This is a genomic window from Micavibrio sp. TMED2 (assembly GCA_002168225.1).
In the GTDB taxonomy this organism is placed as follows: Bacteria; Pseudomonadota; Alphaproteobacteria; order TMED2; family TMED2; genus TMED2.
Window position 1 is genome coordinate 154,604 of record NHBH01000009.1, and the last position, 20,712, is coordinate 175,315.

A 20,712-nucleotide genomic window follows, 5' to 3' on the forward strand; every position below is an offset into this window, starting at 1 on the left:
AGCGGTAAAAACGGTCTCATATTATGGCTCAGTTTTTCATTGATCGTCCGGTATTCGCCTGGGTGATTGCCATCATGATCATGCTGGCGGGCGCGATTTCAATTTATCGCCTCCCGGTTGAACAATATCCAGCGATTGCCCCACCTGCGATTTCGATTTCAGCGCGCTATCCCGGTGCATCTGCCAGTAACCTTGAGAATACGGTTACTCAGGTGATAGAGCAGAATATGACTGGTCTGGACTATCTTCGCTATATGTCCTCGACCAGTGACTCATCTGGCAACGTATCTGTTACGCTGACTTTTGAGCCTGAAGCTGACCCTGATATTGCGCAGGTTCAGGTGCAGAACAAACTGCAGCTCGCTTTGCCGCTTCTGCCGCAGGAAGTGCAGGAGCTCGGTATCTCCGTCACCAAATCCAGTTCCGATTACCTGATGGTTGTCGGCTTCGTTGCCGGTGAAAGTGGTTTGGGCCAAGGGCAAATTGCTGATTATATCGCTTCCAACATCAAGGACCCGGTAAGCCGTGTCTCTGGTGTTGGTGAAACCACCCTGTTTGGTCCCCAGAATGCGATGCGCATCTGGCTCGATCCGGACAAGCTGAACAGTTTCAATCTGACCGTAATGGATATCAGTGCGGCCATCCGTAGTGAGAATGCCCAGATTGCTGCAGGTCAGTTGGGTGGTGCCCCGGCGGTTAAGGGACAGGATATCAATGCAACGATTATCGCCCAGACACGTCTGCGCGACCCCGGTGAGTTCGGCAATATCCTTGTTCGGGTAAATTCTGATGGCTCACAGATCCGCCTGCGCGATGTCGCCCGGATCGAGCTTGGTTCTGAAAACTATGAGATTGTGGCGCGGTATAACCGTCAGCCGGCTGCCGGGCTTGGTATTCAGCTTGCCAGTGGTGCCAATGCTCTGGAAACCGCCGATGCCGTCAGGGCAAAAATCTCTGAATTGCAGCCTTATCTGCCGAGTGGTCTGGAGGTTATCTACCCTCTGGATACGACGCCATTCGTCCGTCAGTCGATTGAGAAGGTGGTGCATACCCTGTTCGAGGCGATTTTCCTCGTCTTCCTGGTCATGCTGTTATTCCTGCAGAATTTGCGGGCAACATTGATTCCAACGCTGGCTGTCCCGGTCGTTCTGCTCGGTACCTTCGGTGTGCTGGCTGCATTCGGTTTCTCGATCAATACCTTGACCATGTTTGGTATGGTGCTCGCTATCGGCCTGCTGGTCGACGATGCGATCGTTGTGGTTGAGAATGTCGAACGGGTGATGGAAGACGAAGGACTTCCGCCCAAGGAAGCAACCCGCAAGTCGATGAAACAGATCACTGGTGCGCTGATCGGTATTGCACTGGTACTGTCAGCGGTGTTTGTTCCGATGGCGTTCTTCCCGGGATCTGCGGGTGCAATTTATCGCCAGTTCTCGATCACGATCGTTTCGGCCATGGGGCTGTCGGTTATCGTGGCGCTGGTACTGACACCGGCACTGTGTGCGACCATTCTCAAACAGCCCAAGCATGGCCATGGTCATGAGAAGAAGGGGTTCTTCGGCTGGTTTAACCGTCTGTTTGACCACGGCAGTGACTCCTACACGCGAACCGTCAGCAAATCCAGTAACCGCCTCGTTCGTTATGGTTTTGTTTATGTGCTGTTGGCCGGTGGGCTGGCATATCTGTTTATGTCTCTGCCCAGCTCGTTCCTGCCGACCGAGGACCGGGGGCAGATATTTGCCCTGTGGTCGACGCCTGCCAACTCAACCATTGAACGGACACGTGAAACGGCTCAGGAAATTGAGAACTTCTTCCTTGAGGATGAACAGGATACGGTCGAGGGACTGTTTACGGTTGTTGGTTTCAGCTTTGCCGGTCGCGGGCAAAATCAGGGCTTGGCCTTCATTCGGTTGAAGGATTGGTCCGTGCGTGAAGAACCGGGCATGGATGCGGCATCGATTGTGGGTCGAGCCATGGGTTTCTTCTCCACAATCAAGGATGCTCAGGCATTTCCGATCATGCCGCCATCAATCAGCGGTCTAGGCAATGCTACGGGCTTTAACCTGCAGATTGTTGATCGTAATGGCGTTGGCCATGAGGTGCTGACCGAAGCCAGAAACAAGCTGTTGGGTTTGGCTGCCCAGAATCCGAGTATGACGGGTGTCCGTCCTAACGGTATCGCTGATGCACCACAGTTCCGCATCGAGGTTGACCGGGAGAAGGCCCGTGTTCTCGGCCTGTCGCTTTCTGACATCAACAACACGCTGTCTGCTGCATGGGGCTCAACTTACGTCAATGACTTCATCGACCGCGGCCGTGTGAAGCGGGTTTATCTGCAGGCTGATGCACCATACCGCATGTTGCCGAGCGATATTGACCGCTGGTATGTGCGCAATTCATCAGGCGACATGGTGCCATTCTCTTCTTTCTCTGACTCTTACTGGATTTATGGGTCGCCGCGTCTCGAGCGTTATAACGGTAGCTCATCAATGAATATTCAGGGCAATGCTGCTCCCGGTGTCAGTACCGGTGAAGCAATGGCTGCCATTGAGAATATGGTCAGTGAGCTGCCCGAGGGTGTCGGCATTGAGTGGACTGGCCTGTCCTATGAGGAGCGGCTTGCGGGATCTCAGGCACCGGCGCTTTATGCGCTCTCCATCCTGATCGTCTTCCTCAGTCTTGCTGCCCTGTATGAGAGCTGGTCGGTGCCGTTCTCGGTCATGTTGGTGGTGCCGCTTGGCCTGATCGGTGCTGCTTTGGCTGCCAAACTGGCCGGTATGCCGAATGACGTTTATTTCCAGGTGGCTATCCTGACCACGATCGGGTTATCGGCGAAGAACGCCATTCTGATCGTGGAGTTCGCCAAAAGCCTGTATGAGGAAGGTAGATCGCTGACCGAGGCGGTGACCGAAGCTGCGCGTCAGCGTTTGCGACCGATCCTGATGACCTCCATGGCGTTCTCGCTCGGTGTGGTGCCGCTGGCAATCAGCACCGGCCCCGGTTCCGAGAGTCAGAATGCCATCGGTATCAGTGTTCTGGGCGGTATGATCAGTGCGACCGTGCTCGCAATCTTCTTCGTGCCGGTATTCTTCGTCTTCGTTTACCGCGTATTCGTCCGTAAGAAAAAGGATGAGGCTGCGGTATCCGATGATGCCAAGGCTGGCAGCGATGGCAATCAGGGCGAAGTACCGGCCTGAAGCTATATCTCGCGGGTCATGAAGACACTGCTGGGGTCGAGCCGGTAATCGGCGAAGGGCTCACAGAATGCGAAGCCGTGGCGGGCATAGAGTGCCCGTGCCGGTGCGAAGCCGTCCTGTGATCCGGTCTCGAGGCTGAGGCGGGTCATGGCTTTCAACCGTGCCTGTTCGATCAGGTGGTTCAGGATCACCCCGGCCATACCCTTGCCGCGATGGGCTGCGGCCACATGCATGGATTTGACCTCGCCGTGCCGTTCGCCCAGATCCTTGATCGCGCCGAAACCGATCAGGCTGTCATCCTGCCATGCCGAATAGAAACTGATCTGTGGTATCCGCAAGCCGGTGTCATCGAGTGCATGAACGCTGCAGGCCGGGCTGATACTGCGGGCATTGGCGAGGTGGATCGCCAACAGCGCCTGCACCGCCGGATGGTCGAGATCACCGTCAATGATGGCAAGGCTGTCGTGGCTCATATCCCGTTTGCTCTCTACTGCAGGTTCTCGGCGATTTTGGCAAAGTCTTCGAGCACGATGATGATGGCGGTCAGGATTGCCAGCATCAGACCCCAGCCGAGAATGGTGATTTTTACCGACTGGGTCGCGGTCTTGCGTTCCAGCCATGTACGCGGGCGGATGCCTTTTAACAGCAGCACCAGCTGTGCCGCCAGATTGACCGCCACGATATTCACGGCGAGCAGAATGCTTGCATTCATGGCGAGGTCGAATTTTCCGGCACCGAGCGTAATGCCGACGGTCGCTGCTGGCGGCATCAGGGCCACCGCCACCATCACCCCGACGAGGGTTGAGGACAGACCGGTGGTGAGCGACAGCACCGCCGCCGCCCCGGAGGCGAGCGCCAGTGCAATCGCTGCCAGATTCAGCTCGGTTCGGCTCAACAGCTCATCACTGGCCAGAACATCGAAATCCCAGATCAGGCCGATAATGACGGTCAAGGCGAGTGTCATACCGAGACCGGCGGCATTGGTGATCGCCGCTTTGAACATCAGGTTGAGATCGCCCAGTGCCGAACCGAAAGCCATCGCCAGATTGGGGCCGAGCAGCGGGGCGATAACCATGGCGCCAATGATGACCGCGACATTGTCGCTGGCGAGGCCAATGGCGGCAACGACGGCGGAGAGCAGCACCAGAACCACAAAGTTGCGGTCCAGTTTAGCATTGCGGACAACCTCGTTATAGAGCTCTTCGCGGGTCGCCATGACCGCCTTGGTTTTCTTGGCCTTACGCGCTTCTTCTTCCTTGGCATTGAGCGGGATGCCGAGGGCTTCCTTTTCCTCACGCTCGGCCTTTTCCTGTTCCCGCTGTTCTTTTTCCGGGTCGGGTATGGCTGCTTCAACGGCGGTCAGGACGATGCGCCAGTCGCCTTTGCCAAAGGCATCCTGCAGGGCATCGAGAAATTCCTGCTGTCGTTCGAGACCGATCAGGACGGTCGTGCGCTGCTTGCCATCCTCGTTCTGCGGGCTGGAATAGACCGAATGGGCACCATATCGCGGGGCAATCGCCCGGGCATGGGTGGCGCAGGCACCGTCACCGATAATTTCAATAAGTCGCAGGGTCATCTGAACAGCATCATGGCAGCAATAAAAAAGCGGGCAATATGCTCATAGCACATTGCCCGCTCTTCCAAGACTGTTCGTTACAAATTATGGCGTGCGCCGGGTTGGCGATGGTGCCGGTGCCGCTTTGGCCTCTCGACGTTTGCGGAAGGCGTCTAGATCGGCCTTGACGCCATTATCCATGCCTTCATCGGTCAGCTGATCGCGAACACCTTCACCGGTGAGTTGTTCACGCACACCTTCGCCGCGCAGGATGCCCTTGGTTTCAGGGGCAATCTGGATCGGGTCAGGCCGTTTTTCACTGATGGCACTCAGACGGCCATTGGTGATCGGGCCGATGATGATCGGGTCCGGGCTCTGGGCTGTCATATGGGCGACGGTTGCGCCGGGCACATCCTCGTCCACAAGGGCGAGACGCGGCAGGACGCCTTTCGGTGGTGCGGACGGACCGTTGCGCGGTGGTGCCTTCAGCGTCTGGGTCACGACCTCATAGACATCCTTGGACAGGCCCGGTGTAGCGGCGATGCGCTCCATCTCCGCCTGCATAAGCTTCTGCCGCTCGTCATCGAAGCGACGCCATTGCCGCATCGGTGACAGCAGACGGGCCGCAGTGCGTGGATTGACCTTCTGCACATCGAGAACCACATCGGCCAGCAGCTTGTAGCCAGAGCCGTCCTTGGCGTGGAAATTCGACGGGTTGGCGGCGGCGAAGCTGCCAACAACGGAACGCAGACGGTTCGGGTTGGTCAGGCTGAAATCCGGGTGCGCCATCAGGGTTTTCAGGGCGGCAGCATCGGTTTTCGGGCTGGTGGCCTGCATGGCAAACCACTTGTCCATAACCAGTGGCTGGTCCTTGAAGTCATCATAAAACTGCTGGATCGCGCGCTTGCTTTCCGGCCCCTTGATGCCGGAGAGAACGCCGAACGCGGCGAGGCGGTCGGTCATGTTGTCGGCATCGCGGAACTGGGCAGAGGCATGCTCGGGTGCCTTGCCGCGCTTGTTACCGGCGAGGTAGCCGAGAGCAAGGTTGTGCAGCGCCCGGCGGCCCATTTCCGGCCCGGTCGCTTCATAGGCGCCGGTTGCCTTGGTGCCTTCGAACATTTGCTTCCATTCCGGTGCCAGCTTGTCGGCCAGTTCGGTACGGACGAATTTGCGCACGGCCTGAATGGCGTCGGGATCGACCTCGTCGACTGCCTGTGCCAGCTCGGAATAGCCCGGCACGCGCAGCATCAGTGCCTTGTACTGGTTGTCCAGATCAGGGTTGCTGATGGTCTCGCGCATCTGGTCGATCAGCATGGTCGGCATGGTGAGCTCACGACCGGCCTTGACGTCGTCGATCATGGCGAGCATTGCTTGACGATTGACGGTCTGGGCTGATTCCCAGCGGTTGAAGCTGTCGCTGTCATGGGCGGCGAGGAACTGCAGTTGCTCGGCCTTCAGATCGGTGGTCAGTTTTACCGGGGCGGAGAACCCGCGCATCAGGGACGGCACCGGCTCTTCCTTGACGCCGGTGAAGACGAAGGTCTGCTCGTTCTCGGTCAGGCTGAGCACGGTTTCGGTGCCCGCATCCTTGCCATCGACGGTCAGGTCCATGTCCTTGCCATCGGCACCGACGAGGCCCATGCGAACCGGAATGTGGAATGGCAGTTTTTCAGGCTGGCCCGGTGTCGGGGCGGTGTTCTGCTTGAGGGTCAGGGTATAGGTCTGTTTCTCAGCGTCATAGACACCCTTGGCATCCACATTCGGGGTGCCTGCCTGATTGTACCAGTTGCGGAACTGGGTCAGGTCGATACCGTTGGCATCCTCGATGGCGCTGATGAATTCTTCCGTGGTCACGGCTGAATTATCGTGCCGGTCGAAATACAGATCGGTGCCCTTGCGGAAGCCTTCTTCGCCGACGAGGGTGTGCATCATGCGGATAACCTCTGCACCCTTGTCATAGACAGTGCTGGTGTAGAAGTTGTTGATCTCGATGTATTCTTTCGGCTGGATCGGGTGCGCGGTCGGACCGGCATCCTCGGCGAACTGACCGGCGCGCAGGCCCTGCACATCCTCGATCCGCTTGACCGCATGGCTGCTCATATCGGCAGAGAAGCTCTGGTCACGGAAAACCGTCAGTCCCTCTTTCAGGGTCAGCTGGAACCAGTCGCGCACGGTGACGCGGTTGCCGGTCCAGTTGTGGAAGTATTCGTGGGCGATCACACCCTCGACGCCATCGAAATCAGCATCGGTTGCGGTCTCGGGATTGGCCAGAACATATTTGGTGTTGAAGATATTGAGGCCCTTGTTCTCCATCGCACCGGCGTTGAAGTCGTTGGCCGCAACGATGTGGAAGGTGTCGAGGTCGTATTCACGGCCATAGACGTCCTCATCCCACTTCATGGACCGCTTGAGGCTGTCCATGGCGTGCGCCACCTTGTCCTCATCACCCGGCTCGACGAAGATCGCGAGATTGACCTCACGACCGGAACCGGTGGTGTACTTGTCCTCGACCTTGATCAGGTTACCGGCGACGAGCGCGAACAGATAGGCGGGCTTCGGGTGCGGGTCGCGCCATTGGGTGAAGTGGCGGCCTTCCGCGGTGACACCGGCGTCGATCTGGTCACCATTGGACAGCAGTACCGGCAGCTTCTCGGCATCGCCTTCAACACGGGTGGTAAACTTTGCCATCACATCCGGGCGGTCAGGATAGTAGGTCACGCGGCGGAAGCCCTCGGCCTCCATCTGGGTGACGAACAGGTCATTCGACTTGTACAGGCCCTCAAGGCGCAGGTTCTCATGGGGCTTGATGCGCGTGGTGATTTCGAGCTGCGCATTCTCCGGCATATGCGGGATGCTAAGTCCCTCATCGGTGCGGGTATAATCCTGCTCGGTCAGCTTGCGGCCATTCAGTTTGATATCGACCAGCTCCAGATCCTCGCCATCCAGATCGAGCGTGGTTGGCTCACTGGGCGCGGCATCGGGGTTTCTGCGGATATCCAGCTTTGAGGTAACCGTGGTTGCATCATCGCGGATATCGAAGTTCAGGTCGACTTCGTCAATCAGATAGGCAGGTGGGGTATAATCCGCGAGGCGCTTGGGTTGTTTCGGTTCGGGCGCGGGCTGGTTGGGACGCAGCATTGAGTTGGCTCTCCTGGTCAACAGTCGATCAGTACGGCAACCCCTTGGCTCACGCAGGTGCACAGTCATCTGACTGATTGCGCATCCGGGTGCCAATGGGCTGGGTTATGCGACGTGTCACCGTAATCAGGGGAGAGCTGACATGTGCTTGTGGGGGGCTCATGTCATAGTGACAGTAGGCATATGGTTAAATCTGCATATGAAAGCGCCGACAGTTTTTGTAACAAAACCGACATTTTTCCGGTGTCTTGGGGTGTCTGGTATGTGAAGCGCTATTTTGAGGTGATTTGCCATCCCGCTTGTCGAAGATTTAACGGGGCGGTTCGGTAAAACTCACTCACGAAGATGTTAAGCGATATGGTCTCAACCATGCCGGGTGCGTCATGCTTGACGGTGTAATCTTTGTTGCAGGGAGCATCGGGTCACTTGGCACGGTTTACCGACATATATGGCTATGAGCTGAGCGCTGGCGATCTGTCCGGTGCCGCGCCGGTCGATCCTGCCCGGCTCAGTATGGCATGGGGTGAGGCGGCAGCGGGGCTGCTCGCCCACCGTCCGGATTTCGCCGATCGCCTCGATACGGTTCTGACCATTGCCCCCGGCTTTGCCTATGGCTGGGCGCTCAAGGGGCTGGGCTGCATGCTGCTCGGGCGGCGTGAACTGGTGGCCCTTGCCCGTGCCGCCTGTACCGAAGCCAAAGCCGCGATTGCTAGCTATGACGCGAGCCAGAGCGAACGGTTGGTCGTCGAGGCGCTGGCCATGCTGCTGGATGATCGCTGGCGGGCCGGTGCCGATCTGCTCGATCAGGCGCTCCACCTGTCGCCGCAGGATGCGCTGCTGGTCAAGCTGAGCCATGCGGTGCGGTTCGTTCTCGGTGACTCACGCGGGATGCGCCGGAGCATCGAGAATGTGCTGGCCGGTTATAACGAAACCCATCCCCATGCAGGCTATGTCTATGGTTGCTATGCCTTCGCGCTGGAGGAGACGGCGGATTACAACGAGGCCGAGCATTGGGGTCGTCGCGGATTGGAACTCAATGCCGATGATGCCTGGGGCCTGCATGCCGTGGCCCATGTCCATGAAATGCGGGTTGATCCGGAGACCGGCAAGCGCTGGCTGATGGACAACAAACCGGCCTGGCAGAACAGCAATAACTTCAAGGTGCATGTCTGGTGGCATATGGCGCTCTACCTGCTGGAGGAGGGCGACCATGCCGCCGTGCTCGATCTGTATGACCGGGAAATCCGTGCCGACCAGACCGATGATTACCGCGACATCGCCAATGGTGCCTCCATGCTCAGCCGTCTTGAACTGGAAGGCATCGCGGTCGGGGATCGTTGGGATGAACTGGCGGATAAATCGGCGGCACGGATTGATGATGCCTGTCTTGCCTTCGCCGATCTGCATTATCTCCTGTCCCTGACCGGTGCCGGTCGTATGGGTGAGGCGGAACAACTGGTTGCGCGGATGGAGCGCTCGGGCGAACAGAATCTGGGTGATAGCGGGGTTATTACCCGGCGGGCGGCGGCACCGATGGCCAAGGCGCTCTATCAGTATGCGCGCGGCAATCATGCAGCGGCGATCGAGGCTTTCCGGCCCGCAGATGAGCAACTTTACCGGATTGGCGGCAGTCACGCCCAGCGCGATGTGTTCAAACGGATCATGACCGATGCGGCGATCAATGCAGGAACGCTTGACATGGCGCGCAAGATACTGAAAGAACGCGCCATTCTGCGCTGTGGAGCCGACCGGTTCAGCAATGAACGCACGACAGCAGCGCGTATTTCCTCCATTTCGCCACAGACGCCGGGTTCCGGCGGCACTGATGGTGACCGGATGCTGGGCTGATGACCACTGGACTTTCTGATCGTTTGGTAGCTTTACAGGACGAACCCAAACCTGGCACGGCCCCGACCGGCACATCGGGTACCGTAACGCCCCGCGACCCGCGGCTCGATTTCTTCCGCGGCATCTGCATGTTCATCATCCTGCTGGCCCATACGCCGGGCAATCCGTGGACGCTCTGGATTCCGGCCCGGTTCGGCTATTCCGACGCGACCGAGATTTTCGTGTTCTGCTCCGGTATGGCCTCGGCCATTGCCTTTGGCCGGGTGTTCGACCGTGCCGGACTGTGGGGCGGCACCCTGCGGGTGGCCCAGCGGGTCTGGCAGGTTTACTGGGCGCATATCGCCCTGTTCCTTGTCATCGCCGCCATGATGGTCGTCTTCAACGGCATGGAGCTGGTGGAGAAGGATCAGATCGGGCGCCTCAATCTCTATCCGTTTTTTGAAGATCCGATGACCCAGTTGCTCGGCCTTTTGACGCTGACCTATGTGCCGAACTATTTCGATATTCTGCCGATGTATATGGTCATTCTCGCCATGCTGCCGGTGGTGATGATGATTTCGCGGCTGCATGTGTCGCTGGTTCTGGCCTTTGTCGCCGGGATCTACGGGCTGGCACATTTCGATATTCTCTGGCTGCCTGCCGAGCCGTGGTCGGATCGGGAATGGTTCTTCAATCCCTTTGCCTGGCAGCTTGTATTCTTCACCGGCTTTGCCTTCATGCGCGGCTGGATACCGGCCCCGCCGATCCGGCTGTGGCTGGTGATTGTGGCGGTTGCGGTGATCCTGCTCAGCATGCCAACGGCCTATTTCCGCCTGTATCAGCTTGAGGGCTTCGAGTTCCTGCGTGAATGGCGCACCATGCTGAGGCCGGTGATCAACAAAACCGATTTCGGCCTGTTCCGTTACGCCCACTTCCTCGCGCTGGCCTATCTCGCCTATGCCGCTGCCGGTGAGGGCGGGCATCGCCTGCTCGGTTCCGGGTTCAAGGCCGGGGTGATTGCCGTCTGTCGCAAGGTTGGCCAGCAATCGCTTGCCGTGTTTCTGGTCTCGATGGCGCTGGCCCGTGCACTCGGCTTAATCTTCGACATTGTCGGGGTGAATTACCTGACGGCACCGCTGGTCAACTGCTTCGGGCTGGCGGTTGTTATCGCCACCGCCTATTTCGTCGCCTGGTTCAAATCCCAGCCTTGGAAGGTCGCGCGCGCCACCATGCCGGCAACGATCCCGGTGACCCATCAGACAGCAGCCGAGCCGGTGACAAAGCCGGAGCCGGTGGTCACTGAACCACGCCAGCAGGCCAGCTTCGGTCCATCACCGCTTGGCGGTGCTGCACCCGCTTCCTGATATCAGGCCGATGTGGTTGGTCGCTGGGCGAGCCATTGGCCGATGCGTCCGACCACGGCTTCAGGTTTCTGGAAACCGGCGGTGAGCAGATCATAGCCGGTATCATCCTCCCCGATCAGCAGGGTGGGGAAGCCGGTAATGCCAATGTCCTTGGCGATCTGGAAACCGCCCTGGGTTTCATCGGCTGTTGCCTGATCGTCGAAGACATCGAGAAACTCATCGCGGTCATAGCCCGCATCCAATGACAGGTCGGCCAGCACCTCGGGATCGGTCACGTCCCGGTTTTCGGCATAGAAGCCTTCCTGCACGGCAATCAGCAGGCCGAGCACATGTTCCGGTGCCAGACGGCCACCGGCAACAATGGCGCGGCAGGCCGGTTCGGTATCGTAGATGAAGTCGTCACGATCAAAGAACTCGTAGCGGAAGGGCTGGCCGCTGGCTTCCGCCACATGCTCCCAGTGCTGGCGGATTGTGGCCTTCTGCGCGGCATCCATCACATGCGTCGTGCCGGGGCGAAGCCCGCCCATGATCATGCGCAGCGGCAGGGTGCTGCCATATTGCTGGAGGGCCGCCATCAGCGACGGCTTGAAGCCCCAGCACCATGAGCACATGGGGTCAGCGAAATAGACGAGTTGTGCGGCCATTGGTGCGCTACCTTTTTCTCTCCGGATTTGATACCTGATGGTGGCCTGTGTGACAGCGTATTGTCGCTGATGGCCCCGAACAGTCTGATTAACTTACCCTGAACTTGGAGTGTTGGTCCTTGGACATCAACCAATCATTGCGTGAGGCGCTCCGCCCCGCGGCCCGTCAGGCCCCGCCGAGCGGCATCGTCGAGATGGTCAATCACGGCATCGGTCGTGACGGGATGATACCACTCTGGGCCGGTGAGGGCGACCTGCCGACCCCCGACTTTATCCGGGAAGCGGCGATCAGATCACTGGAGGCGGGCGATACCTTCTATACCTATCAGCGCGGCATCCCGCCGCTGCGTCAGGCGATCTGCGATTACATGACCCGTACCTTCGGCAGCGATTTCGGGTTTCAGTCGGACCGATTCCTTGTCACCGGTTCCGGCATGCAGGCGATCCAGATCGCCGTTGCCTGTGTTGCCGGTCCCGGCACCTCGGTTGTACTGCCGAGCCCCACATGGCCGAATTTTGCCGCCGCCGTCGGCCTGTCGGGCGCGCAGGCGATTACCGTGCCCATGGGGTTTTCCAATGGGCGCTGGCATCTGGATATTGATGCGCTGTTTGATGCGGCGCGCGAGGATACCCGTGCCATTTTCATCAATACGCCGGGCAACCCGACCGGCTGGACCGCGACCCGTGATGAGCTGCAGGAAATTCTGACCCGTGCCCGGGCGCGTGGCATCTGGATCATCGCGGACGAGATTTACACGCGCTACTATTACGGCCATGACAATGGCGGTGCACGCGCCGCCTCGTTCCATGATGTGGCGGAGCCGGATGATCGCATCCTCTATGTCAACAGCATGTCGAAGAACTGGGCGATGACCGGCTGGCGGGTGGGCTGGATCGAGGCCCCGGCAGTTGTCGGCGAGACGATCGAAAACCTGATCCAGTATTCAACCTCGGGTGTTGCCACCTTCATGCAGAAGGGGGCGATTGCCGCTCTCAATGACGGCGATGACTTCATTGCCGAGCAGGTGGCGCGGGCAACCCGTGGCCGCGAGATTGTCGGTGATATGCTGGCGGTCCTGCCGAATGTGAAGGGAGCGCCGCCCGATGGCGCGTTCTATTACTTCTTCTCGGTCGAGGGGATCAGTGATGTGCGCCAGCTCGGCTTCGATATCATCGATCACGCCAATGTCGGCCTCGCGCCCGGCACGGCCTTCGGTCCGGGTGGTGAGCGCTTCATGCGCCTCTGCTTCGCCCGGAGCGAGAAAAGCCTGATACAAGCAATGGAGCGATTGACTGGGTATTTAAGTAAAGGGTGAACGATATGGCAAAGATGCGGTTCCGCATCATTGATACTATTCTGGCGTTGGTGCTGCTTGCCAGTCTGGTGGTTTTTGCCAAACCATATCTGATGCGGATAATCTCGGAACCCGACTACGGTGATGCTGTCGAGTTCGCGTTGCCAGAGGGGGCGACGCTGAAAAGCGAACTCGATCCGGAGAAAATGGGTGAGAGCTGTACGCGTGCACAACAAACTTGTCGGGGCGAGCAACAGGTTTGCACGCGCCATGTTGCCGTTCTCAAGCGGGCGATGCCCGACGGTAAACTGGTGGGCTATGATGACCCGCAGAAATGCGCGTACCAATGTAGCCGATCTGTCCGTTCAATCATTGACCAGATAAAGCGTGACAATGACCGGTTTGGTCGGACAAGCAAGTCCGAACTGTACAACAGCTTTCATTATGCCTGTCTGCACGAGGGCCAACGCCTTGGTCATATTGTCCGGCGCAGTATTTCAAAGCCGAAACCGAGTTTCTGGAAACTGTTTACGGATTGATGAGTAACCAGACGTGTCAGATCGGCTTCAGTGAGGGCAGTTGATCGTCCAAGGCTGGTTCGCGCTTGTTCATGCCGCCGCGTTGTTCACGATCGAGTTGTGAGAAGGCGGGGAATTCGGTGTGGCGGAGCTTGTCCGCCTTGGCCTGTGCCTTGTCCGCACGCTCGTCATCACCATTGGCGCGGAACCGGTTGGCCCGGCGGTCATAGAATTTGATACGTGAGGTGATGAAGGATTCGCCGAGCATTTCATCGACGCCGAGGGCACCAGTCAGGCGTTTGGAAACCGCATTGACCAGCGGAATGCTGCCGAGCATCGGAATGGTGACAGCCCAGCTAGCGGCGGCCTGATCGAACCCGTGCGGGTCTTTCAGGGACAGGGCGGCACCCAGCGACAGGATCGGGGTGGCCGCCAGTGTGGCGCGCCCGTAGTTACGGGCAACAAAGGCAGCGAGAGTTTTGACCGGTCCCAGATGCAGGCGATTGTCGCGCTCGGGGCCGCAGGCCATGACATATTGCATAGTAGGTATCTTGTTTCCTCATTTTGTGCTTTCGCCAAAGCTTACGCCTCGCCGGTGAAAGTGCCCCGGACAATATGAAAATTTCCCTATTCATTTGTTATTGAGAATCATTTGCATCTTTCTTGGGGCAGGCATAAGCAGGAAATCGCTGAATACTGAACCGGTGGGGACCTGCCCATGACCGATCAAATGATTGACCGGACAGACTTTTTCAAACAGTTGGCGATATTCGTTGCAGAAGACATGCAGGAACGTCAACGCGACAGCCATGACATGACCGACCTGATGCTGGCGCTGGCCCGTTTCGAGGATGGTCGTGCGCTTGCGCCGCGAAAAAAGCTGAATGCGGATGGCATCATCAAGGATCTGAAGGACGTACGGCGGCTCGGACGGCCGGTTGGTTTTCAGGCCGTTGATCCGGTCAAGACGGTTGGAGCCGCACTCGACCGGGCCGTGCCGAAGGTCGTACATGAGCTTGAGGATTATATCGAGCAGCGGCTGACCGAGGCACGGGACTATGCCTACTACTCGACAGAAATAACCGAGAATGCCGAAGCGGACTTCCTGCAGGATATCGCCAACCGCTACGAGCGCAAGCGACCGGCTGCTCCTGATGACATGGCCTATATGATCGCTGCCCGGAAGGCGGTTGAGCATCATCGACAGGCACGGATCAACGGCGGCAATACCGGGCATCGGGTTTCCGCCTCATCAGAGACAATCCTCGCGGTCAAACGCGCCAGCAAGGAAGCTGCGCAAACCCCCCTTTCCATTCTGATGACACTCGAGAGCGGGCCCCATCTGGTCAGCCTGCCGGGTGTTCAACGCTTCTGCCAGAGTCTCGATGGCGGATTACTCAACCTGCTGATTACCAGACACGATACAGGACTTGCCGGCACCATCACGGCAACGGAGAGCAAGATGCCCGTAACCGCATTACAGAAGTTCATCGCCAAGGCCGAAACCGAAGCCCGGGCCAGTGGTGACCAGATCGTCCAACCCAAACACCTGTTTCTGGTATTGCTGACGGAAGAGCCGATCCGGCAGGAGATCATGAAGCTCAACCAGAGTGTCCGGCGGATCACCATCAGCGATATCCAGCAGGCATTCAGTTCAAATCCGAATGAGGGGCGGCAGGCAACATCGCCAGCGGCTTTCGAGCGTACGGTTGATGCCTTGCGCCCGGTGTTGGAGCAGGATGGTCCGAAGGCCACGTCACAGGCCATGCAGACCCTGCTGCGTAAAAATCCGGAGTTGAAGGATGGTTTGCGGGAACTGGGCTTTACCGACTGGCGCTTCAAGCGCTGGCAGCAGATTGCCGACGGCAACACCAATACCGCTGATCTGGAGCCGATCCAGATTGCGGAAGACGACTTCAAACAGGCGATCAAACAGTTCACGCGCGATATCACTGCCATGGCCCGGGCTGGCAAGCTCGACCCGATCATCGGTCGGGAAGGCGAATTGCAGCAGATGAAGACCATCATGACCAATCGGAAAAAGAAAAATCCGATTGTGCTGGGTGAACCGGGTGTCGGTAAAACCGCCTTGCTGCATGGATATGCGCAGGATGTCGTAGCCGGGAATGTACCGGGCAATCAGGTGGATGCACAGGTTCTGGAGCTTGATCCGGCAGCCCTTGTCGCAGGCACCAAATATCGCGGAGATTTCGAGCAGCGGCTGAAAAACATCCTGCAAGGGGTTGCCGAACGCAATGCCCGCGGTGATCGTCCGCCGATCATCCTCGGTATTGATGAGGCGCATACGCTGGTGGGGCTCGGCTCCACCCGCGATGGTGCACAGGATGCCAGCCAGTTTCTGAAAACCTATCTGCAGGAAGGCAACCTCTGGACGGTGATGTTCACCACCGAGGACGAGTATGCCAAGCATATCGAGCCGGACGGTGCATTGGTGCGTCGTACCCAGACACTCAAGGTCAATGAGCCAAGTCTGGATGATACGATTGTCATTCTCGATGGTCTGAAATCAAAGTTCGAGCAGCATTACGAGGCCGAGATTCCGGATGAAATCATCAGGGACGTGGTGCGGCTGACCGACCGCTATGTCAAACAACGGCACTTCCCGGACAAGGCGATTGATGCGCTTGAGGGGGCGGGTTCCGCTGCTGTTCGTGATGGCAAGATGGTGGTTGATCATCAGGCTGTGGTTGAGACGGTTGCGCGCATGGCGCGATTGCCTGAAAGTTTCCTCGGTCAGGAGGATGACGAGCGCTATGCCGAACTTGATTCTACCCTGAAACAGGATGTGTTCGGGCAGGATCAGGCGGTTAATCAGGTGGCCATGGCCATGGCTGTGGCCAAGGCGGGCTTGCGTGAGCCGAACAAACCGATCGGTTCCTATCTGTTCGTCGGCCCGACCGGTGTTGGCAAAACCGAACTGACCCGGGCACTGGCGAAACATACCGCTGGTGATGCGGATCGCATGGTTCGGCTCGATATGTCGGAGTTCATGGAAAAGCACAGCGTCAACCGGCTGATCGGTGCACCGCCGGGCTATGTCGGTTTCGATCAGGAAGGCACCCTGACCGGCCCGGTACGCCGGACGCCAAATACGATTGTCCTGCTGGACGAGATCGAGAAGGCGCATCCGGATGTGTTGAACATCCTGTTGCAGGTCATGGATAACGGCCAGTTGACCGATGGTCATGGGCGGGTGGTTGATTTCCGCAATACCCTGCTGGTCATGACCTCGAACCTCGGTGCCGCCGAAGCCAATATGGCAGAGAAGAAAGAGAAGATCGGCTTTGGTCCCAAGGAGAAGGTTGACCGTACCGCGATCATGGAGCGCGCGGTTGAAGGGCACTTTACACCGGAATTCCGCAATCGCCTCGATGCCGTCGTGCCATTCTACAGCCTGTCGAAACAGGTCATGCGGCCTATTCTCGACCACAACATTGCCCGGCTTGAGGGGCAGTTGCGTGATAACTGGCGGGTTGGCATGGAGCTGGGTGAGGAGGCGCGCGAGAAGCTCATGGATGCGGGCTTCAATGAGGAGATGGGCGCGCGTCCGCTCAAGCGCGCCTTGCGTCAGATGGTTGAAGAGCCGCTGGCACTCTGGATGCTGCGGAACAAGGAGTTGCGTAACCGTCCCGGCGCGACATTGATGATCGAGGATATCGGTACGGAATTTCGGGTCAGCATGAAAGCACCCGAGATGCAGCAACGGCAGCTTGCAGGTGCCGAGAATACCGCTTTCCCCCGACAGACGCTGGACAGATTACGTCTGCGTCGCTCTGCCAATGGCGCCATGCCCAATGGTCAGGAGCCGGAGCAACGACGTCCGGGCATGGCTCCCTGATCAGGTAGCCTAACCCATACAAAAAAGCCCGCAACCGGTGTGGATGCGGGCTTTTTTGTATGGTGCGCCTGCTGCATTGAACTGGTCGCAGAAAGGCTGAAAGGTGGTGAGTAGACTACACCAGCCGTGCCTGGCGCGTCGCCAAGCGACAAGTCAGATGGTGCATGGACCGTTCTTGCCGCTCTTCCCAAACGAAATATAGTCACTTGAGCTGTGTTATCGCAAACTTTATGGCGACAATCGTTCCGAAACCGCGATTACTTGCGCGCGACCATCATGTGTTTGATCTCACCGATCGCTTCGGCCGGGTTGAGGCCTTTCGGGCAGGTGCTGGTGCAGTTCATGATGGTGTGGCAGCGATAGAGCTTGAACGGGTCTTCGAGCATGTCGAGGCGCTCGCCGGTTGCCTCATCACGGCTGTCGGCCAGCCAGCGATAGGATTGCAGCAGGATCGCCGGACCGAGATAACGGTCACCATTCCACCAGTAGCTTGGGCAGGAGGTGGAGCAGCAGAAGCACAGGATACACTCATACAGGCCATCGAGCTTGTCCCGGTCTTCCGGTGACTGCAGGCGCTCGCGGGTCGGTGCCTGTGTGGTCGTCTTCATCCATGGCTCGATGGATGCATATTGCGCATAGACATGGGTGAGGTCGGGGATCAGGTCCTTGACCACCGGCATATGCGGCAGCGGATAGATTTTCAGGTCGCCCTCGACATCCGAGATCGCCTTGGTACAGGCGAGGGTGTTGCGACCGTCGATATTCATGGCGCAGGAACCGCAGATACCCTCACGGCAGGAGCGGCGGAAGGCCAGGGTCTGATCGTAATCATCCTTGATGTGGATCAGCGCATCGAGAACCATGGGGCCGCAATCATCAAGGTCGATGGTGTATTCATCAACCTGCGGATTTTTTCCGGTATCAGGATCGTAGCGATAGACCTTTACCGTCTTCGGGCGTGCCGGGCTGCTCGGCCCTGCATGCTTTTTACCATCGGTAATTTTGGAATTCGCCGGAAGCGTGAACTGTACCATGATCGAAACGCCTGAGTTTGCGTGGTTTCAAAAAGAGTAATCGGCAAAAGCCCGGGACTTAATAGACCCGAGCCTTTGGTGGGAATGCCTGAACCTCATTGGTCATCGGGGTGAGGGTCACCGGACGTTTGCCGAGTTCGACCTTGCCGTCTTTCAGGTAGGAGATCGAGTGGTGCATCCAGTTCTCGTCATCACGATCCGGGAAGTCCTCACGGGCATGGGCGCCGCGGCTTTCTTTCCGGTTGGCTGCTGAATTCATGGTGACAACCGCCTGATGCAGCAGGTTGTCGAGTTCCAGCGCCTCGATCAGATCGGTGTTGAAGACCATGGAGCGGTCGGAAACCTTGATGTCCTCGCGCTTCTTCCAGGTCTCGGCGATCAGGCCAACGCCTTCTTCCAGAACTTCGCCGGTGCGGAACACCGCGCAGTTATTCTGCATGGTGCGCTGCATTTCGCGGCGGATTTCGGCGGTACGGGTGCCGCCATTGGCATTGCGCATCGCATCGAGGCGTGACAGCGCCATGTCGTCGGCATCCTTGGACAGCGGCTTGTGCGCCTGACCCGGCTTGACCGTTTCGGCTGCCGTATGGGCTGCCGCACGACCGAAGACGACGAGATCGAGCAGTGAGTTCGAGCCGAGGCGGTTGGCACCGTGCACGGAAACGCAACCTGCCTCACCAATGGCCATGAGGCCCGGCACAACCTTGTTCGGGTCGGCGGCGGTGGGGTTCAGCACCTCGGTACGGAAGTTGGTCGGGATGCCGCCCATATTGTAGTGAACGGTCGGCAGAACCGGGATCGGCTCCTTGGTCACATCCACATCGGCGAAGATTTTTGCGGTCTCGGCAATGCCCGGCAGGCGCTTGTTGATCACAGCCGGGTCAAGGTGTTCGATATGCAGGTGGATATGGTCGCCATGTTTGCCGACGCCGCGACCGTCACGGATTTCCATGGTCATGGAGCGCGAGACAACGTCACGGCTGGCAAGGTCCTTGGCCGATGGCGCATAACGCTCCATGAAGCGCTCGCCCTCGGAATTGGTCAGGTAGCCGCCTTCACCGCGGACACCCTCGGTAATCAGACAGCCGGCACCATAAACGCCGGTCGGGTGGAACTGGACGAACTCCATATCCTGCAGTGGCAGGCCGGCCCGCAGCACCATGCCGCCACCGTCACCGGTACAGCTGTGCGCTGAGGTACAGGAGAAATAGGCCCGGCCATAACCGCCGGTGGCCAGAACCGTCTGATGTGCGCGGAAACGGTGCAGGGTGCCGGTATTCAGGTCCCAGGCAATCACGCCGCGGCACTCGCCCTCATCCATCAGCAGGTCGATGGCGAAATATTCGATGAAGAACTCTGCGTGCTCCTTCAGCGATTGCTGGTAGAGCGTGTGCAGGATCGCGTGGCCGGTCCGGTCAGCCGCCGCACAGGTGCGCTGGGCGGTGCCCTTGCCGAACTCGGTGGTCATGCCGCCGAATGCGCGCTGGTAGATCTTGCCTTCCTCGGTCCGGCTGAACGGCACGCCATAGTGCTCCAGCTCGATGATCGAGGGGATGGCTTCCTTACACATGTACTCGATCGCGTCCTGATCGCCGAGCCAGTCGGAACCCTTGACGGTGTCGTACATATGATAGCGCCAGTCATCATCGCCCATATTGCCGAGGGCAGCGGAAATACCGCCCTGTGCCGCGACGGTGTGAGAGCGCGTCGGGAACAGCTTGGATACGCAGGCGGTCTTCAGACCGGCTTCCGCCATCCCGAGCGTTGCCCGCAGACCGGCACCACCGGCACCGACGATCACAACATCATATTCATGATCGATGATGTCGTATGCTGCACCGTTCACCGCCGGAGCGGCTGAACCATTTCCCTGAGCCATGAGACTTAACCTCCGAGGCCGATTTTCAGAATGCTGTAATAGCAGGCAACGGCCCCTGCAATGCACAGCAGGTTGACCGTGATGATAGATAGTTTTCTGCAGATTTCACGAGAGACATAATCCTCGATGACGACCTGCAGGCCGAGCGCCGCGTGATAGAACGCGCCGGTGACGAGCAGGATCAGCAGAATGGCATTGATCGGGCTGTTGAGCGTACCGACCATTGCGTAATAGTCCTCACCGGCAAGGCCGATGACGAGAGCGATAAACCAGAGGACGAGCGGCACGAGGGCAAGTGCCGAGACGCGCTGCATCCACCAGTGATGGGTACCGTCCTTGGCGGCGCCAAGGCCACGGGCGCGACGGAGCGGGCTGATATAACCGGTTGGTTCCATGATCCTG

At 58.5% G+C, this 20,712-nt stretch carries 14 protein-coding genes; 6 read left to right on the forward strand and 8 right to left on the reverse strand.

Annotated elements, in window-relative coordinates; genetic code table 11:
- Positions 1-23 precede the first annotated feature (23 nt).
- Positions 24-3,197, forward strand: a complete 3,174-nt coding sequence (locus tag CBB62_12475; protein ID OUT39215.1) for a hydrophobe/amphiphile efflux-1 family RND transporter — start codon at positions 24-26, stop codon at positions 3,195-3,197.
- A gap of 2 nt (positions 3,198-3,199) precedes the next feature.
- Here the strand turns inward: CBB62_12475 and CBB62_12480 are convergent, their stop codons facing one another.
- The 3 genes from CBB62_12480 to CBB62_12490 all read right to left on the reverse strand — a co-directional run bounded on the left by CBB62_12480 (position 3,200) and on the right by CBB62_12490 (position 7,890).
- On the reverse strand, positions 3,200-3,670 hold the full coding sequence (locus CBB62_12480; protein ID OUT39216.1) for a GNAT family N-acetyltransferase: 471 nt from the start codon (positions 3,668-3,670) through the stop codon (positions 3,200-3,202).
- 14 nt (positions 3,671-3,684) lie between these two features.
- Positions 3,685-4,773, reverse strand: a complete 1,089-nt coding sequence (locus tag CBB62_12485; protein OUT39217.1) for a TIGR00341 family protein — start codon at positions 4,771-4,773, stop codon at positions 3,685-3,687.
- A gap of 84 nt (positions 4,774-4,857) precedes the next feature.
- Entirely contained in the window at positions 4,858-7,890 is a 3,033-nt protein-coding gene (locus CBB62_12490) for an aminopeptidase N (GenBank protein OUT39218.1), read from the reverse strand.
- A gap of 426 nt (positions 7,891-8,316) precedes the next feature.
- Between CBB62_12490 and CBB62_12495 the strand changes: the two genes are divergently transcribed.
- Together CBB62_12495 and CBB62_12500 are read left to right on the forward strand one after the other, a co-directional pair.
- Positions 8,317-9,738, forward strand: coding sequence for a hypothetical protein (locus CBB62_12495; GenBank protein ID OUT39219.1), 1,422 nt, complete (start codon positions 8,317-8,319; stop codon positions 9,736-9,738).
- Positions 9,738-11,081: a hypothetical protein gene (locus CBB62_12500; protein ID OUT39220.1), complete on the forward strand. Its 1,344-nt coding sequence runs from the start codon at positions 9,738-9,740 to the stop codon at positions 11,079-11,081. Before CBB62_12495 ends, CBB62_12500 begins: the two co-directional genes overlap by 1 nt.
- 2 nt (positions 11,082-11,083) lie before the next feature.
- On the opposite strand, the gene CBB62_12505 is transcribed toward CBB62_12500, so the two are convergent.
- Positions 11,084-11,725 carry a hypothetical protein gene (locus tag CBB62_12505; GenBank protein ID OUT39221.1) on the reverse strand — a complete coding sequence of 214 codons (642 nt, stop codon included), beginning with the start codon at positions 11,723-11,725 and terminating at the stop codon, positions 11,084-11,086.
- A 125-nt stretch (positions 11,726-11,850) separates the two neighbouring features.
- Here CBB62_12505 and CBB62_12510 point away from each other — a divergent pair, with 125 nt between their 5' ends.
- On the forward strand, positions 11,851-13,041 hold the full coding sequence (locus CBB62_12510) for an aspartate aminotransferase (protein OUT39801.1): 1,191 nt from the start codon (positions 11,851-11,853) through the stop codon (positions 13,039-13,041).
- The gene (locus tag CBB62_12515; protein ID OUT39222.1) at positions 13,038-13,559 is read left to right on the forward strand and encodes a hypothetical protein; all 522 of its coding nucleotides are present in this window, start codon (positions 13,038-13,040) and stop codon (positions 13,557-13,559) included. Before CBB62_12510 ends, CBB62_12515 begins: the two co-directional genes overlap by 4 nt.
- Before the next feature lie 16 nt (positions 13,560-13,575).
- Here the strand turns inward: CBB62_12515 and CBB62_12520 are convergent, their stop codons facing one another.
- Positions 13,576-14,079, reverse strand: coding sequence for a hypothetical protein (locus CBB62_12520; protein ID OUT39223.1), 504 nt, complete (start codon positions 14,077-14,079; stop codon positions 13,576-13,578).
- Positions 14,080-14,256: 177 nt separating this feature from the next.
- On the opposite strand from CBB62_12520, the gene CBB62_12525 reads away from it, so the two are divergent.
- The gene (locus CBB62_12525) at positions 14,257-17,397 is read left to right on the forward strand and encodes a hypothetical protein (GenBank protein ID OUT39224.1); all 3,141 of its coding nucleotides are present in this window, start codon (positions 14,257-14,259) and stop codon (positions 17,395-17,397) included.
- Positions 17,398-17,654: 257 nt separating this feature from the next.
- On the opposite strand, the gene CBB62_12530 is transcribed toward CBB62_12525, so the two are convergent.
- Genes CBB62_12530 through CBB62_12540 form a run of 3 tightly spaced genes read right to left on the reverse strand, consistent with a single transcriptional unit; the run spans position 17,655 to position 20,705 of the window.
- Positions 17,655-18,431 carry a succinate dehydrogenase iron-sulfur subunit gene (locus tag CBB62_12530; GenBank protein ID OUT39225.1) on the reverse strand — a complete coding sequence of 259 codons (777 nt, stop codon included), beginning with the start codon at positions 18,429-18,431 and terminating at the stop codon, positions 17,655-17,657.
- Positions 18,432-18,489: 58 nt separating this feature from the next.
- Positions 18,490-20,310: a succinate dehydrogenase flavoprotein subunit gene (locus tag CBB62_12535; GenBank protein ID OUT39226.1), complete on the reverse strand. Its 1,821-nt coding sequence runs from the start codon at positions 20,308-20,310 to the stop codon at positions 18,490-18,492.
- A 5-nt stretch (positions 20,311-20,315) separates the two neighbouring features.
- Positions 20,316-20,705, reverse strand: a complete 390-nt coding sequence (locus tag CBB62_12540) for a succinate dehydrogenase, hydrophobic membrane anchor protein (GenBank protein OUT39227.1) — start codon at positions 20,703-20,705, stop codon at positions 20,316-20,318.
- Between the last annotated feature and the right edge of the window lie 7 nt (positions 20,706-20,712).

Excerpts from the sequence above, each read along its gene's own strand:
- CBB62_12475 (OUT39215.1), top strand. The coding sequence starts at position 24 with ATGGCTCAGTTTTTCATTGATCGTCCGGTATTCGCCTGGGTGATTGCC.
- CBB62_12480 (OUT39216.1), bottom strand. The coding sequence starts at position 3,670 with ATGAGCCACGACAGCCTTGCCATCATTGACGGTGATCTCGACCATCCG.
- CBB62_12485 (OUT39217.1), bottom strand. The coding sequence starts at position 4,773 with ATGACCCTGCGACTTATTGAAATTATCGGTGACGGTGCCTGCGCCACC.
- CBB62_12490 (OUT39218.1), bottom strand. The coding sequence starts at position 7,890 with ATGCTGCGTCCCAACCAGCCCGCGCCCGAACCGAAACAACCCAAGCGC.
- CBB62_12500 (OUT39220.1), top strand. The coding sequence starts at position 9,738 with ATGACCACTGGACTTTCTGATCGTTTGGTAGCTTTACAGGACGAACCC.
- CBB62_12505 (OUT39221.1), bottom strand. The coding sequence starts at position 11,725 with ATGGCCGCACAACTCGTCTATTTCGCTGACCCCATGTGCTCATGGTGC.
- CBB62_12520 (OUT39223.1), bottom strand. The coding sequence starts at position 14,079 with ATGCAATATGTCATGGCCTGCGGCCCCGAGCGCGACAATCGCCTGCAT.
- CBB62_12525 (OUT39224.1), top strand. The coding sequence starts at position 14,257 with ATGACCGATCAAATGATTGACCGGACAGACTTTTTCAAACAGTTGGCG.
- CBB62_12530 (OUT39225.1), bottom strand. The coding sequence starts at position 18,431 with ATGGTACAGTTCACGCTTCCGGCGAATTCCAAAATTACCGATGGTAAA.
- CBB62_12535 (OUT39226.1), bottom strand. The coding sequence starts at position 20,310 with ATGGCTCAGGGAAATGGTTCAGCCGCTCCGGCGGTGAACGGTGCAGCA.
- CBB62_12540 (OUT39227.1), bottom strand. The coding sequence starts at position 20,705 with ATGGAACCAACCGGTTATATCAGCCCGCTCCGTCGCGCCCGTGGCCTT.